This window comes from Acidovorax sp. 69, from assembly GCF_002797445.1.
Taxonomy (GTDB): domain Bacteria; phylum Pseudomonadota; class Gammaproteobacteria; order Burkholderiales; family Burkholderiaceae_C; genus Acidovorax.
This window is the reverse complement of sequence record NZ_PGEP01000001.1, coordinates 3216734-3229893: the sequence shown is the minus strand read 5'-3', so window position 1 is coordinate 3229893 and position 13160 is coordinate 3216734. Positions and strand designations below refer to the sequence as shown.

At 63.0% G+C, this 13160-nt stretch carries 12 protein-coding genes; 7 read left to right on the top strand and 5 right to left on the bottom strand.

Annotated features, from left to right (window positions below):
- The first annotated feature begins 63 nt into the window (after nt 1–63).
- Both CLU85_RS14755 and ispF read left to right on the top strand, forming a co-directional pair.
- Nucleotides 64–993, top strand: coding sequence for a 2-C-methyl-D-erythritol 4-phosphate cytidylyltransferase (locus tag CLU85_RS14755; protein WP_100410921.1), 930 nt, complete (start codon nt 64–66; stop codon nt 991–993).
- Between the two features lie 97 nt (nt 994–1090).
- Nucleotides 1091–1570, top strand: coding sequence for a 2-C-methyl-D-erythritol 2,4-cyclodiphosphate synthase (gene ispF / locus CLU85_RS14750; RefSeq protein WP_100410920.1), 480 nt, complete (start codon nt 1091–1093; stop codon nt 1568–1570).
- A gap of 44 nt (nt 1571–1614) precedes the next feature.
- Here ispF and CLU85_RS14745 read toward each other — a convergent pair whose 3' ends face one another.
- Nucleotides 1615–2658 carry a LacI family DNA-binding transcriptional regulator gene (locus CLU85_RS14745; protein ID WP_100410919.1) on the bottom strand — a complete coding sequence of 348 codons (1044 nt, stop codon included), beginning with the start codon at nt 2656–2658 and terminating at the stop codon, nt 1615–1617.
- 486 nt (nt 2659–3144) lie between these two features.
- Between CLU85_RS14745 and kdgD the strand changes: the two genes are divergently transcribed.
- From kdgD to gudD, 3 genes are all read left to right on the top strand, one after another.
- Nucleotides 3145–4056 carry a 5-dehydro-4-deoxyglucarate dehydratase gene (kdgD, locus tag CLU85_RS14740; protein WP_100410918.1) on the top strand — a complete coding sequence of 304 codons (912 nt, stop codon included), beginning with the start codon at nt 3145–3147 and terminating at the stop codon, nt 4054–4056.
- A gap of 90 nt (nt 4057–4146) precedes the next feature.
- Nucleotides 4147–5118 carry a tripartite tricarboxylate transporter substrate binding protein gene (locus CLU85_RS14735; RefSeq protein ID WP_100410917.1) on the top strand — a complete coding sequence of 324 codons (972 nt, stop codon included), beginning with the start codon at nt 4147–4149 and terminating at the stop codon, nt 5116–5118.
- Nucleotides 5119–5292: 174 nt separating this feature from the next.
- Nucleotides 5293–6651 (top strand): glucarate dehydratase, encoded by a 1359-nt coding sequence (gene gudD / locus CLU85_RS14730; protein WP_100410916.1) that lies wholly within the window; start codon nt 5293–5295, stop codon nt 6649–6651.
- 149 nt (nt 6652–6800) lie between these two features.
- Here gudD and CLU85_RS14725 read toward each other — a convergent pair whose 3' ends face one another.
- Together CLU85_RS14725 and ompR are read right to left on the bottom strand one after the other, a co-directional pair.
- On the bottom strand, nt 6801–8327 hold the full coding sequence (locus CLU85_RS14725; protein ID WP_100410915.1) for a sensor histidine kinase: 1527 nt from the start codon (nt 8325–8327) through the stop codon (nt 6801–6803).
- 6 nt (nt 8328–8333) lie between these two features.
- The gene (gene ompR, locus CLU85_RS14720) at nt 8334–9065 is read right to left on the bottom strand and encodes a two-component system response regulator OmpR (protein WP_100410914.1); all 732 of its coding nucleotides are present in this window, start codon (nt 9063–9065) and stop codon (nt 8334–8336) included.
- 215 nt (nt 9066–9280) lie between these two features.
- On the opposite strand from ompR, the gene CLU85_RS14715 reads away from it, so the two are divergent.
- A complete protein-coding gene (locus tag CLU85_RS14715; protein ID WP_100410913.1) occupies nt 9281–9994 on the top strand; it encodes an SIMPL domain-containing protein in 714 nt (237 codons plus the stop codon).
- Between the two features lie 165 nt (nt 9995–10159).
- On the opposite strand, the gene CLU85_RS14710 is transcribed toward CLU85_RS14715, so the two are convergent.
- Entirely contained in the window at nt 10160–10951 is a 792-nt protein-coding gene (locus CLU85_RS14710) for an SDR family oxidoreductase (RefSeq protein WP_100410912.1), read from the bottom strand.
- 134 nt (nt 10952–11085) lie between these two features.
- Between CLU85_RS14710 and CLU85_RS14705 the strand changes: the two genes are divergently transcribed.
- Nucleotides 11086–11979, top strand: coding sequence for an AraC family transcriptional regulator (locus tag CLU85_RS14705; protein ID WP_100410911.1), 894 nt, complete (start codon nt 11086–11088; stop codon nt 11977–11979).
- 292 nt (nt 11980–12271) lie between these two features.
- Here the strand turns inward: CLU85_RS14705 and CLU85_RS14700 are convergent, their stop codons facing one another.
- The gene (locus CLU85_RS14700; protein WP_100410910.1) at nt 12272–13054 is read right to left on the bottom strand and encodes a 3-hydroxybutyrate dehydrogenase; all 783 of its coding nucleotides are present in this window, start codon (nt 13052–13054) and stop codon (nt 12272–12274) included.
- Nucleotides 13055–13160 lie beyond the last annotated feature (106 nt).

The following is a 13160-nucleotide window of genomic DNA, read 5'->3' as shown; positions in this document are numbered from 1 at the left end:
CAGGGGCGCGAAACGCGCACGGGCTGGATGGGGGGCCATGGGAGATTTTAGAATGAGCCACTCATGACTGCTCCGTTGCTGCAACCTCCGCTCGTCCCCTTGTCTGCCCACGGTCGATTTTGGGCGCTCATCCCCTGCGCAGGGATTGGCGCGCGCGCCGTTGCGGCGGTTGCATCGTCTGCAGCGTTTGCAGCGTTTGCAGCTGGTTCAGATGGCGCTGTCCCAACGACATCGACCATGGCTGCGTTTTCTGCAGAGGCCGCCTTGCCTCCCTCGCCTGCGCTCCCTCTGCCCAAGCAGTACCACCTGGTGGCCGGGCAACCCATGGTGTTGCACACGCTGGCCGCCTTTGCAGGGGTCGGGCGGTTGCTGGGCACCTTGGTGGCGGTGGCGCCCGGGGACCGGTTTCTGGATGCACACACCCATCCCACGTTTTTTGTGGTGGAGTGTGGAGGCCCGACGCGGGCCGACACGGTGCTGGGTGGCCTCAAGGCCTTGCTGGAGCGGGGCGCGCAGCGCGATGACTGGGTGTTGGTGCACGATGCTGCGCGCTGCCTGGTGACCTCCGAGCAGATCGATACCCTCATCGACCAGTGTGCGGGCGACAGTGTGGGAGGGCTGCTGGCGCACAAGTTGGCCGATACCCTCAAGACCTCTATCGACGGCCCCGGGGGCGTGCGCGTGGCCTCTACCGTGGACCGCAGTGACAAGTGGCTGGCGCAGACGCCGCAGATGTTCCGCATTGGCCCGCTGATGGATGCCATGGACAAGGTGGGCTCCAACGTGACCGACGAAGCCAGTGCCATGGAGGCGATGGGTATGCATCCGCGGCTGGTGCAGGGCGGGGCGCAGAACTTCAAGGTCACGTACCCCGATGATTTCGCGTTGGCCGCAGCGGTGCTGGCTGCACGCGCGCATGGAACGACGCTGGAGCGTTTTGGTGGTGACCGGGGCCTGGTCAGCACCGCCCCGGGCAAGAAGAATCTGTTCTGACGTCTGCGCCAGCGCTTGTGTGTATCGCCCCATGGCTGGGCGTGGCAGGCGCCGGGCAAAACCCAGGTCGTAGGACGAGCAAAAACGAAGGCAACGAATGAATTTCAGGATTGGTGAAGGTTGGGACGTGCATGCGCTGGTGCCCGGCCGTCGGCTGGTGATTGGGGGGGTGGACATTGCCCACCCCATGGGGCTGCTTGGCCACTCGGATGCTGATGTGCTGTTGCACGCTATCACCGATGCGTTGTTGGGCGCCGCCGCCCTGGGGGATATCGGCACCCATTTTCCCGATACGGATGCGGCGTTTCGCGGGGCTGATTCCGGCGTGCTGTTGGCCGAAGCGGCGCGGCGTGTGCGTGCGGCCGGTTACGAGATCGGCAACATCGACAGCACCGTGATCGCACAGGCACCGCGCCTGGCCGCGCATATCCCCAGCATGCGTGCCGCCATTGCACACGCTGTGGGCGTCGCCGAAGGGCAGGTGAATGTGAAGGCCAAGACGGCCGAGCGGCTGGGGCCGGTAGGGCAGGGTTTGGCCATGGAGGCCAGGGCGGCTGCGCTCATCTTCGCTGTGTGAGCGCAACGAGGAGGGCGACATGCGTCCCCCTCAGGGTCGATGATTCAAGCGCTTTCGCGCGGGATGATCGAAAAACCGATGTCCACCACCGGACAAGCCACCGTCTTGCCCTCTGCGCGATCTGCAATCAGGTGGGCGGCTGTCTGGCCCATGCGGGTTCCGTCGATGCGCACCGTGGTGAGGCTGGGGCTCACGGTCTGGGAAAATTCGATGTCTCCAAACCCGATCACTGCCAGTTGTTGGGGCACAGCGATGCCGCGCACCCGGGCCTCGGTCAGCACCCCCAGTGCCAACATGTCGGAGCTGCAGAACACCGCGTCGATGTCAGGCTGTTCGGCCAACAGCGCCGCCAGACCAGAGCGCCCGTCGGCGTGGGTGGTAGGTGATTTGCCCAGTCGGATCGTGGGTGCGCAAAGGCCCAGGCGTTGGGCTGCGGCCTCAAAACCTGCGCAGCGGCGTGCGGCGCGTTCGTCTCCGCCGCTGAGCAGTGCCAACCGCCGCCGTCCTTTGGCATGCAGATGCTCGCACACGGCAGCGCCCAGCTCCTCATGCCGCAGGCCCACCAGCATGTCGATGGGGGTGGTACTGAAGTCCCAGGTCTCCACGATGGGGATGCCCGATGCCAGCAGCATGCTCCGCCCTTGCGGCGAATGCATGATGCCTGTGAGCACGATGCCGTCGGGCCGCCGGCCCACGATGGCGCGCAACAATTCGTCCTCACGCGATCGGGCGTAGCCCACCTGACCCAGCATCACCTGGAAGCCACGCAACTCCAGGGCCTCGGTGAGTGCATGAACCATTTCGCCAAACAACGGACCCGTGAGGGTGGGGACCAGCGCCGTGACCACATGGCTGCGCGAAGAGCGCAAGCCGCCTGCCACCAGGTTGGGCACATAGCCCATCGCTGAGACGGCCTCCTGCACGCGCACCCGCGTGCGCTCAGACACCTGGTGCGGCGTATTGATCGCGCGAGAGACTGTGATCATCGACACCCCCGCACGCTCTGCCACCTCACGCAGCGTGACCACAGGGCGGTCGCGGGCGGGCGTTGCTGTGGCAGGCGCTGGGTGCGGGGTGGGCGGGTGCATGGTGGAGCGAGTCTATAGGTCGCGACGGGGGCATGAGGGGGCGCGAGACATCTCTGACCGACCTTTTGGCTCTAGGTGCCGGGATTGATCGGACCGAAGATTGCAGTGAGCGGCCGCACTGCGTAGGAAAGGGTGCACCTCCACAGGACACCATCCATTCATGCGGGCCTTGTGTTTTCATAGCCCCTGCTTGCGCAGGGCGTTGCAAGGGGGCGCAGGATTTGGACAAGTTCGGTGACCCGGCTGTGGCAGCCACGTCACCTGGAGATATCAATGTCATACAACAAAGGGTTTTCACTATGTTCATTGGAAATGTTAACGTTAACATTGGCATTAATAGCTGCTTGGAACTGGTTTGAGTGTCTTTTTCACGGGTCCTTGCAGCGTTGAAATTCCTTTCCAGTTCGAATCGACCTACGGGACTGGAGTAATTCAACACTTGTACGACCTGTTCCATAGAGCGGCCACCCGGCCCACTGAACCACCATGAACCCGCAAGAACTCAAATCCATCATGGGCTCCGGCCTGCTCTCGTTCCCCGTCACGGATTTCGACGCCCAGGGCGACTTCAACGCCAAGGGCTACGCCGCACGCCTGGAATGGCTGGCCCCCTATGGCGCCACCGCCCTGTTCGCCGCCGGCGGCACGGGCGAGTTCTTCTCGCTCACCGGTGACGAGTACCCCTCCATCATCAAGACGGCTGTGGACACCTGCCGCGGCAAGGTGCCCATCATTGCCGGTGCCGGTGGCCCCACGCGTTTTGCCATCCAGTGCGCCCAGGAGGCCGAGAAGGCCGGTGCCCACGGCGTCCTGCTGTTGCCCCACTACCTGACCGAAGCCGGCCAGGAGGGCCTGATCGAGCATGTGGCGGCCGTTTGCAATAGCGTGAAGTTCGGCGTCATCGTCTACAACCGCGACCGCACCAAGCTGACCGCCAATTCGCTGGCCACCCTGGCCGATCGTTGCCCGAACCTGATCGGTTTCAAGGACGGCGTGGGCAACATTGAGACCATGTCGTCCATCTTCATGAAGATGGGTGACCGTTTTTCGTACCTGGGTGGCCTGCCGACGGCCGAGGTGTATGCAGCGGCCTACAAGGCGCTGGGCACGCCGGTGTATTCGTCGGCGGTGTTCAATTTCATCCCCAAGACGGCGATGGACTTCTACAAGGCGGTGGCCGCTGATGACACAGCGACGCAGCACAAGCTGCTCAAGGAGTTCTTCATGCCCTACCTGGACATCCGCAACAAGGTGGAAGGCTATGGCGTGAGCATCATCAAGGCGGGCGCCACCATCGTGGGCCATGGTGCGGGCCCGGTGCGTGCGCCGCTGACGGACTTGAAGCCTGCCGAGATGGAGCAGCTCAAGGCGCTGATTGCGAAGCTGGGTCCCCAGTAAACGCGGCCTGCGCACCCCCGAAGAAATCGAACGATCAAGGCCCCGCAAGAGGGCCATTGACCACCCCCTTCACCTCCGGAGACATCCACCATGTTCGTCAAGAAACTGCTGCTGCTTGCCAGCGCCTGCACCCTGGCCTTTGCCGCAACGGCACAGACCACCCCCTGGCCTGAGAAACCCGTGACCATCGTCGTGCCGTTCCCGGCCGGTGGCTCCACCGACATGGTGGCCCGCGCCATGGCGCTGCACATGGGCGACAAATTGGGGCAGAACTTCGTGGTGGACAACCGCCCCGGTGCCACGGGCACGCTGGGCGCCGGCATGGTCAAGCGCGCTGCGCCCGATGGCTACACGCTGCTGGTGTCCTCGCTCGGTGCCTTCGTCGTGGCGCCGCACCTGCTCAAGAGCGTGCCGTACGACGCGCTCAAGGACTTTGACTACATCACCGTGCCCGTGCAGGCGCCCAACGTGCTGGTGGCCGCGCCCAACCAGAAGGCCCGCACCGTCAAGGAGGTGATCGCCCAGCTCAAGGCCAACCCCGGCAAGGTGAGCTTCGCCAGTTCGGGCAACGGCTCTTCGGACCACCTCTCGGCCGAAGTGTTCTGGCAGCAAAGCGGCACCGAAGGCCTGCACATCCCCTACAAGGGCGGCGCACCGGCCATCAACGACCTGCTGGGCGGGCAGGTGGATTTTTCGTTCCAGAACGTGAATGCCGTGCTGCAGCACATCCGTGCCGGCAAGCTGCACGCCATCGCCGTCACGGGTGACAAGCGCAGCCCGGTGCTGCCCGATGTGCCCACGCTGGCTGAGTCTGGGGTCGTCGGTGCGGAGGTCTACTCCTGGCAAGGCATGGCCGCGCCCAAGGGCCTGCCGCCTGCGCTCAAGAAGAAGCTCGCGGACGCCGCCATCGCCGCCATGAACGACCCCGCCGTGAAGAAGCGCATGCTGGAGCAGGGCCTGGAGATCGTGGCGAGCACGCCCGAAGCCTTCACCGCCTACCAGGCGCGAGAGTTCGCGCGCTGGAAGACAGTGATCGAAACCCGAAAGATCACTGCAGATTGATTCGATACAACCCTCTGAGTCGCTTCGCGCCTTCCCCTTCTCTCGAATGGCTGCGCCATTCGGGAAGGGGGACACCGCCAGCGCGGCGGGGCGGCCCTTGCGCGGCGGTCCTGGCTTGGGCCGCGCGCATTCCACCCAATCGCCCGCCTCGTGGCTTAGCCACTGAAAACCACCATGAACACACCTTCCACAGCCCCCGAAGCCCTTGCCAGCACCCCCGTCGTCACCGAGCTGCGCGTGGTGCCCGTGGCGGGCCACGACAGCATGCTCATGAACCTGAGCGGTGCGCACGGCCCCTTCTTCACGCGCAACCTGATCATCCTGCGCGACAGCGCGGGCAACACCGGGGTGGGCGAGGTGCCCGGCGGCGAGAAGATTCGCCAGACCATCGAGGACGCGCGGCCGCTGATCGTGGGCCGGCCCATCGGCCACCACAACGCGGTGCTCAATGCCATGCGCGCCCAGTTTGCCGACCGCGACGCGGGCGGGCGCGGCCTGCAGACCTTTGACCTGCGCATCACCATCCATGCCGTGACGGCGGTGGAGTCGGCCTTCTTGGACCTGCTGGGCCAGCACCTGAATGTGCCCGTGGCCGCGCTGCTGGGCGATGGTGTGCAGCGCGAGGCGGTGCAGATGCTGGGCTACCTGTTCTACGTGGGCGACCGCGCCAAGACCGATCTCAATTACCGCACGGAGCCCGGTGCCGACAACGACTGGTTCCGCCTGCGCAACGAAAAGGCCATGGACGCCGAGGGCATCGTGCGCCTGGCCGAGGCGGCGTACGAGCGCTATGGCTTCGCCGACTTCAAGCTCAAGGGCGGCGTGCTGCGCGGCGAGGAAGAGGTCGAGGCCATCCGCGCGCTGCACGAGCGCTTTCCCGACGCCCGCGTCACGCTGGACCCCAACGGCGGCTGGCTGCTGAAGGACGCCATCCGCATCACGCGCGACCTGCACGGCGTGATGGCCTATGCCGAAGACCCTTGCGGTGCCGAAGGCGTGTTCTCGGGCCGCGAGGTGATGGCCGAGTTCCGCCGCGCCACGGGCCTGCCCACCGCCACCAACATGGTGGCGACCGACTGGCGCGAGATGGCGCACAGCCTGGCCCTGCAGTCGGTGGACATCCCCCTGGCCGACCCGCACTTCTGGACCATGGCCGGCTCGGTGCGCGTGGCGCAGATGTGCCAGGCCTTCGGGCTGACCTGGGGCTCGCATTCGAACAACCACTTCGACGTCTCGCTGGCCATGTTCACCCACGTGGGCGCCGCCGCCCCGGGCCGCGTGACCGCCATCGACACGCACTGGATCTGGCAGGACGGCGAGCGTCTGACGAAACAGCCGTTCCAGATCAAGGACGGCTTCATCCAGTTGCCCAAGAAACCCGGCCTGGGCGTGGAATTGGACATGGACGAGGTGGAGCGCGCGCACCGCCTGTACCTGCAGCATGGCCTGGGTGCGCGCGACGACGCGATTGCGATGCAGTACCTGATCCCGGGCTGGAAGTTCAACAACAAGGCGCCTTGCATGGTGCGCTGAGTACACCGAAACGCACATAACCCAACACCATACAAAATTCGCTGGCCATGTCTCGCGCTTGTGTGTGCCCGGATTTTTAACCAAGCATTGCGGTACCAAATAGAAAGCCCCGTCCAGCGGGGCTTTCTATTGTTGGTAGCAGCAGGGTTTCAGGCGGTCTTGTCCTCGGCGCGGCGCCTGGGCAATTGGCGCTTGATGGCGGGGCGCTGCAGGCGCTGCTTCGGGTCTGCGCCCTCTGGTAGGTCGGTGGCACGCTGAAGTTGCAGATGCGCCACCAAGCCGCCTGTGCTGGAGTTGGCCAGTGCAAAGATGCCCCCCATGCGCTGCACCGTCTTGTCGACGATGGACAGGCCCAGGCCCGCGCCTGCTGCTGCCGTGCGGGCCGAGTCGCCACGGAAAAATGGTTTGGTCAAGTTGGACAGTTGCTCTGGTGGCACCCCTGCACCGTGGTCACGTAGCTTGATCAGCACCCAGTTTTCACGGCTCTTGGCAACGATGTCTACGCTGGTAATGCCGCTTTCTTCTGTTTTTCCATAGCGTCTGGCGTTTTCCAGCAGGTTCGAAATCACACGGGCCAACTCGACTTCGTCGGCCAGCACGTTGACGTCTTCAGGCACCGACATCGTGATCTGCAATTCGCGGTGGTCCTGTACGGCATACACACAAGATGACACCACGGCATGCAGGTTGACGGGGGTCAGCGTGACGTGATCGGGCCGTGCGTAGTCGAGAAACTTATCGATGGTGGCGTCGAGTTGCACGATGTCGGCGACCATGTGTTCGCGCGCTACTTCGTCGTTGACGCTCATCTCTGTTTCCAGTCGCAAGCGTGCCAGTGGCGTGCGCAAATCGTGCGAAATCCCTGCAAGCATCACGGCGCGATCCTGCTCAAGCTTGGCCAGTTTCTGGGCCATGCGGTTGAAGCCGATGTTTACTTCACGGATTTCACTGGTTACAACCTCTTCATCCAAGTGGCTGGCGGCAAAGTCGCCGTCTTTGACCCGGTTTGCAGCGTAAGACAGTTGCTTGAGCGGACGATTGATCAAACGTGCAATGGCTGCAGCGCCCGCCAGCGACAGTGCTGCGGCCGTGATGAGCCAGATCAGCCAGGTGCGGCCACCGGCAGGGCTGAACCGGGAACGGTCCATCAGCAGCCAGTTAGGGTCACCGTTGATATTGAAGCCCACCCATAGACCGGTTTCGCCATTCACGCTCTGGGCCACGATGGTGTCGGGACCCAGGCGCATTGTGAGTTCATCGGTCAGCCGATTCCCCAGCGCAGTGGGGTCGAGCAGCGCGTATTTGTCCTTGGGCTCGCGCGGAAGGATGCGGACACCCTCCTGGTCTGCCATGGTCTTGATCAGCGATACCCGCGCGATCGCATCGGAGTGCACCAGCGCCGCTCTACTCAGGTTGACGAGCGACGCGATCTGTTGCGCCGTTTGCAGCGTGCGTGGCTCGAATTCGAGCGCACGCAAAGTTTGCAGCCAAGCCAGGATGCTGCCCACCAGCAGCAGCGCAAGGAGAAAAAACGTACGCCAGAACAGGTTCAGTCCCACGCGGGCGCGTTGCTCCCGCGCCCGCCGGATGGCCTCAAGTGGTGCTGGACTTGTTGCTTCGGAGGCGGTCACGGACTTCCGAGGCGAAGGCCTCGGCTTGCCCTCAGTTCTGAACATGTGCAGTTAATTCGTTCCGTCTGGAACGAACACATAGCCCACACCCCACACGGTCTGAATGTAGCGGGGCGCTGCCGCATCCACTTCCACCAGTTTGCGCAGGCGTGACACTTGGACGTCCAGGCTGCGGTCAAACGGCTCGAATTCACGACCGCGTGCCAGCAAAGCCAGCTTTTCGCGCGACAAAGGCTGGCGCGGGTGGCGCACCAAGGCCTTGAGCATGGCGAATTCACCGGTGGTCAGGGGGAGTTCTTCTCCATTGCGCTGCAGGGCACGGGTTCCCAGATCAAAGGTAAAGGGTCCGAAGGTGACCACTTCGTTGTCGCCTGAGGGAGCGCCCGGCGCTTCCTGAGCAGGGCGGCGGCGCAACACCGCGTGAATGCGTGCCAACAGTTCGCGAGGGTTAAAGGGTTTGCCCAGGTAGTCGTCTGCCCCTACTTCCAGGCCCACAATGCGGTCCACATCTTCTCCCTTGGCTGTGAGCATGATGATGGGAGTCCTGTCATTTGCAGCGCGAAGACGGCGGCAGATCGACAGACCGTCTTCGCCTGGCATCATTAAGTCCAGCACGATGAGGTCCACGGTTTCACGCAGCAGCAGTCGGTTCAGTGCTTTGCCGTCTTCGGCGACCATGACTTCAAAACCCTCTTGCGTGAGATAGCGGCGCAGCAAATCGCGGATTCGTGCATCGTCGTCTACCACCAGAACTTTGTCGGTGCGGTTGATTGTTGTGGCCATGTTGATCCCAAGTCCAATTTGTAACAGAGCCGATTCTGACCACTTGGAACGCCGAAGTTCGCTTTTTACGTGGTGCTTTGACCAAATGTTACAAGTTTTGCTGCGTCTCGCATTCTCGCGGCAGCAGTTTCATCGGGGCGTATGTGGCTGCGGGTAAGGTAGCCGCCTGCGCAGCTGGATTGTCGTTTGCGCCCCTCTTTGAAAAGGCTTTCACCATGAAAATCACAACCCGTTTGATCGCGACCGCCGCTTTGCTGGCCTGCACTGCTGCGGCCAGCGCTCAGAGTGCTGCGCCACCGGAAACACGCAATGTGGTGCAGCTGGCGGCCACGGGCACGGTCGAGGTGCAGCAGGACTTGCTGGTGGTCACACTCTCTGCAAACAAGGAGGGGTCTGATGCTGCTGCCGTGCAGACCCAACTCAAGCAGGCGCTCGACGCCGCGCTGACTGAGGCCAAACGCAGCGCGCAGCCAGGTCAACTTGATCTGCGAACGGGCCCTTTTGGTCTGTACCCGCGCTATGGCAAAGACGGCAAAGTCAATGGCTGGCAGGGCCGTGCTGAGCTTGTCATGGAGGGGCGTGACTTCTCGCGCATCACTACCACGGCCGGCAAGATCCAATCTATGGCCATCAGCCAGGTGGCGTTTGCGTTGTCGCGCGAGGCCCGTGCCAAGGTCGAGACCGACGCGCAGACACAAGCCATCGAGCAGTTCAAGTCTCGCGCTGCTGAGCTGACCAAGGGCTTCGGCTTTGCCAATTACGGCCTGCGCGAGGTGGCAGTGAACAGCAACGAGATGTCTCCTGGCCCCCGTCCGCGCATGATGGCCATGGAGGCCAAGGCCTCGTCATTCTCCGACTCGGCCGTGCCGGTGGAGGCAGGCAAGGCGCAGGTTGTTGTCACGGTTTCAGGCTCCGTACAAATGCGTTGACCCGCGATCGGATCTACTGATTTTTGCCACGCTTCAAGGTGCTGTTCGTTGGCTGCTGCGCGTGACAAGATCGCTCCTTGAAACCGCCGACCACCGTGCAAGCGGCGGCATCGTCACCTTGACGTCGTTCGTTCTTGAAGAGCACGGCGTGAAGCGACTTTGGGGTCAGAGCGCTTGGCCACCGGACACTTCAATGCGCTGCGCCGTCACCCAGCGATTGCTGGGGGCAAGCAGGCTGGCCACCATGGGGCCTATGTCGTCTGGCACGCCCACGCGGCCCAGCGCTGTTGCCTGAGCGAGCTGCTGGTTCAGTGCAGGGTTGTCGCGCACGGCGCCGCCGCCAAAGTCGGTTTCGATGGCCCCCGGTGCGACGGTATTTACCGCAATGCCACGGGCGCCCAGTTCTTTGGCCAGGTAGCGTGTGAGCACCTCCACCGCACCCTTGGCCGCTGCATACGCGGCATAGCCTGGTAGGGACAGGCGCGTCAGTCCTGTTGAGAGGTTCACGATGCGCCCACCGTCAGCGATCAGTGGCAGCAATGTCTGTGTGAGGAAAAAGACGCCCTTGAAGTGCACGTTGACCAGGCGGTCAAACTGCGCCTCGGTAGTGTCTGTGAACGTGGCGCAGTCGCCGTGACCGGCATTGTTGACAAGGTGATCGATGCTGCCGCGCTGCCACGTGCTCTCCAGCGCGGCGCGCAGGCGTTCGGAAAAGCCTGCAAATGTAGTGGCGGCGCCCGTGTCGAGCTGCAAGGCAATGGCCTTGCGGCCCAGCGCTGCGATCTCGGTCACCACGGCTTGCGCTTCGTCGGCGTTGCTGTGGAAGGTAACAATCACGTCGCCACCGGCGCGTGCAATGCTCAGGGCTGTATTGCGGCCTAGGCCTCGACTGGCGCCGGTAACCAGGCTGATGGTGGTTTTGTGAGTGGGAGGATTTGCGAGGGCGGTTCCTGACATGGCTGGGCTTCCTGTGTTGTGTGAAGTCCAGTGTCTCGGCGAAGCGCCCGTGGGTGTTGCCGAAATCTCTTCAATTTTTGCCTGATCCTCCAAAACGAATGGCAAGTGGCCTACGACGCGGTACGCTTGGCCGTATGACGACCCCATTGTTTCAGGCCGTGAGCCGCTACGCAGAAGCCCATATCAGCAAGGGCAGTGTCGTGCAGACAGCGATACCAGGAATGAGTGCAGTGCGGGCCACTGAGCCCAGCGGGCTGTTACACGCCATTTCGCATCCTCTTGTCTGCCTCGTGTTGCAAGGCTGCAAGCAAGTGACGATGGGGCCGCAAACCTTCGAGTTTGCGGCAGGGGAGTCACTGCTTATCACCGCCGATGTTCCTTTGGTGAGTCAGATTACGCGAGCCAGTGCGGCCGCTCCTTATCTGTGCCTGGCGTTGGAACTGAACCTGCCGGTCATCGCCGATCTTTCTGCGCAGATGGGCGCTGCGCCGCTGGGGGATCATGCACCTGTGCGTGTGGACCCCACCGATGCCGAAGTGGCAGACGTGGCATTGCGTCTCGTGCGCTTGCTGGAGCGGCCAGAGGCGGTGCCGCTGTTGCACGCCCCTTTGGTGCGCGAATTGCACTACTGGTTGCTTGCTGGCCGCCATGGCGCCGCTATCCGCCGCCTGGGTTGGCCTGGCAGCCATGTGCAACGTGTGGCGCGTGCCGTTGCCGTGTTGCGTACCGACTTTGCCCAGTCCCTTCCGGTGGAGAGTCTTGCGGCGCTGGCGGGCATGAGCCCGTCGTCCTTCCATCAGCATTTCAGGGCGGTCACCTCCTTGTCACCCCTGCAGTTTCAGAAGCAACTGCGCCTGATTGAGGCGCGGCGGTTGATGCTGTCTGAGGGCGCCAGCGCCAGCGGCGCCGCGTTTGCGGTAGGTTACGAGAGTGTGCCCCAGTTCACGCGCGAGTACAGTCGTTTGTTTGGATTGCCGCCGGTGCGCGAAACGCAGGCCGCACGGGGCAGAGCGCGCGAGCCTGCATGAGTCTGTTTCCGCAAGGAAAATTGCGACCGCTTTGTTGGAGGTGTTCGCAACGGATGTTCATGCTTTTGCCGCGCGTTGGGGCACAGTGATGCCCGCCCAGCAGGGCCATCGGGATGTGAGTTGTCCCGGCCTGAAGGCCCCTGGGTCCGCGTTTAAGCAGGGGAGCGAGGTCGAAGGAAGCGCGGTGCATTCGCCCGCGCCTTGTAGTCATTGAGGCGCTTTGCCGCTCTGCCAGTGCTGTGTTGTGGCGGAAACGGCAGGGCGGCTGGGCAATGACGACGAATGGTGCGGGTTATTGTGCGGCCCAGCCGCCATCCATGTTCCATGCCACACCACGCACATTGTTGGCTGCGGGCGAGCAGAAGAAAACGGCCAGCTCACCCAGCTCCTCAGGAGTAGTGAATTGCATCGAGGGCTCTTTTTCGCCCAGCAGCAGTTTTTTGGCGTCTTCATTCGACATGCCACGCTCGGCCGCCTTGGCATCCACCTGTTTTTGCACCAGGGGTGTCAGTACCCACCCGGGGCAAATGGCATTGCAGGTCACGCCCGTGGTGGCGTTTTCAAGTGCAGTGACCTTGGTCAGCCCCACGATGCCGTGTTTGGCTGCCACATACGCCGATTTCTGTGCAGAACCCACCAAGCCGTGCACGGATGCCACGTTGATTATGCGACCCCAATTGGCGCTTTTCATGGAGGGCAACGCCAGGCGAGAGGTGTGGAAGGCGCTGGTGAGGTTGATCGCGATCACCGAATCCCAGCGCTCCACAGGAAAGTCTTCCACATTGGCGACATGCTGGATGCCGGCGTTGTTCACCAGGATGTCCACGCGCCCAAACTGGCTGGCGCTGTACTTCATCATGTCTTCAATATCAGCCGCGCGGCTCATGTCGGCGCCGTGGTACGCCACTTGCGCACCTGCGGCCTCGCCAGCAGCGAGCACTTCGGCGCGGGGGCCATCTACATCGCCAAAGCCATTGAGCACGATATTGGCACCTTGGCGCGCCAGAGCCTTTGCGATTCCAAGACCAATGCCACTGGTAGAGCCGGTGACGAGTGCGGTTTTGCCTTTCAGCATGAGAGTCTCTCCGAATGAATTACGATGCCAACTAAGGGGATGCGAGCTGGCATGGCGTGGCGATGCGGGCTTGCTTTCACCTGCATTATCGAGCGCCGCTCCCGGA

Coding starts and splice junctions, on each gene's coding strand:
- CLU85_RS14755 (WP_100410921.1), top strand. CDS start 64: ATGACTGCTCCGTTGCTGCAACCTCCGCTCGTCCCCTTGTCTGCCCAC.
- ispF (WP_100410920.1), top strand. CDS start 1,091: ATGAATTTCAGGATTGGTGAAGGTTGGGACGTGCATGCGCTGGTGCCC.
- CLU85_RS14745 (WP_100410919.1), bottom strand. CDS start 2,658: ATGCACCCGCCCACCCCGCACCCAGCGCCTGCCACAGCAACGCCCGCC.
- kdgD (WP_100410918.1), top strand. CDS start 3,145: ATGAACCCGCAAGAACTCAAATCCATCATGGGCTCCGGCCTGCTCTCG.
- CLU85_RS14735 (WP_100410917.1), top strand. CDS start 4,147: ATGTTCGTCAAGAAACTGCTGCTGCTTGCCAGCGCCTGCACCCTGGCC.
- gudD (WP_100410916.1), top strand. CDS start 5,293: ATGAACACACCTTCCACAGCCCCCGAAGCCCTTGCCAGCACCCCCGTC.
- CLU85_RS14725 (WP_100410915.1), bottom strand. CDS start 8,327: ATGTTCAGAACTGAGGGCAAGCCGAGGCCTTCGCCTCGGAAGTCCGTG.
- ompR (WP_100410914.1), bottom strand. CDS start 9,065: ATGGCCACAACAATCAACCGCACCGACAAAGTTCTGGTGGTAGACGAC.
- CLU85_RS14715 (WP_100410913.1), top strand. CDS start 9,281: ATGAAAATCACAACCCGTTTGATCGCGACCGCCGCTTTGCTGGCCTGC.
- CLU85_RS14710 (WP_100410912.1), bottom strand. CDS start 10,951: ATGTCAGGAACCGCCCTCGCAAATCCTCCCACTCACAAAACCACCATC.
- CLU85_RS14705 (WP_100410911.1), top strand. CDS start 11,086: ATGACGACCCCATTGTTTCAGGCCGTGAGCCGCTACGCAGAAGCCCAT.
- CLU85_RS14700 (WP_100410910.1), bottom strand. CDS start 13,054: ATGCTGAAAGGCAAAACCGCACTCGTCACCGGCTCTACCAGTGGCATT.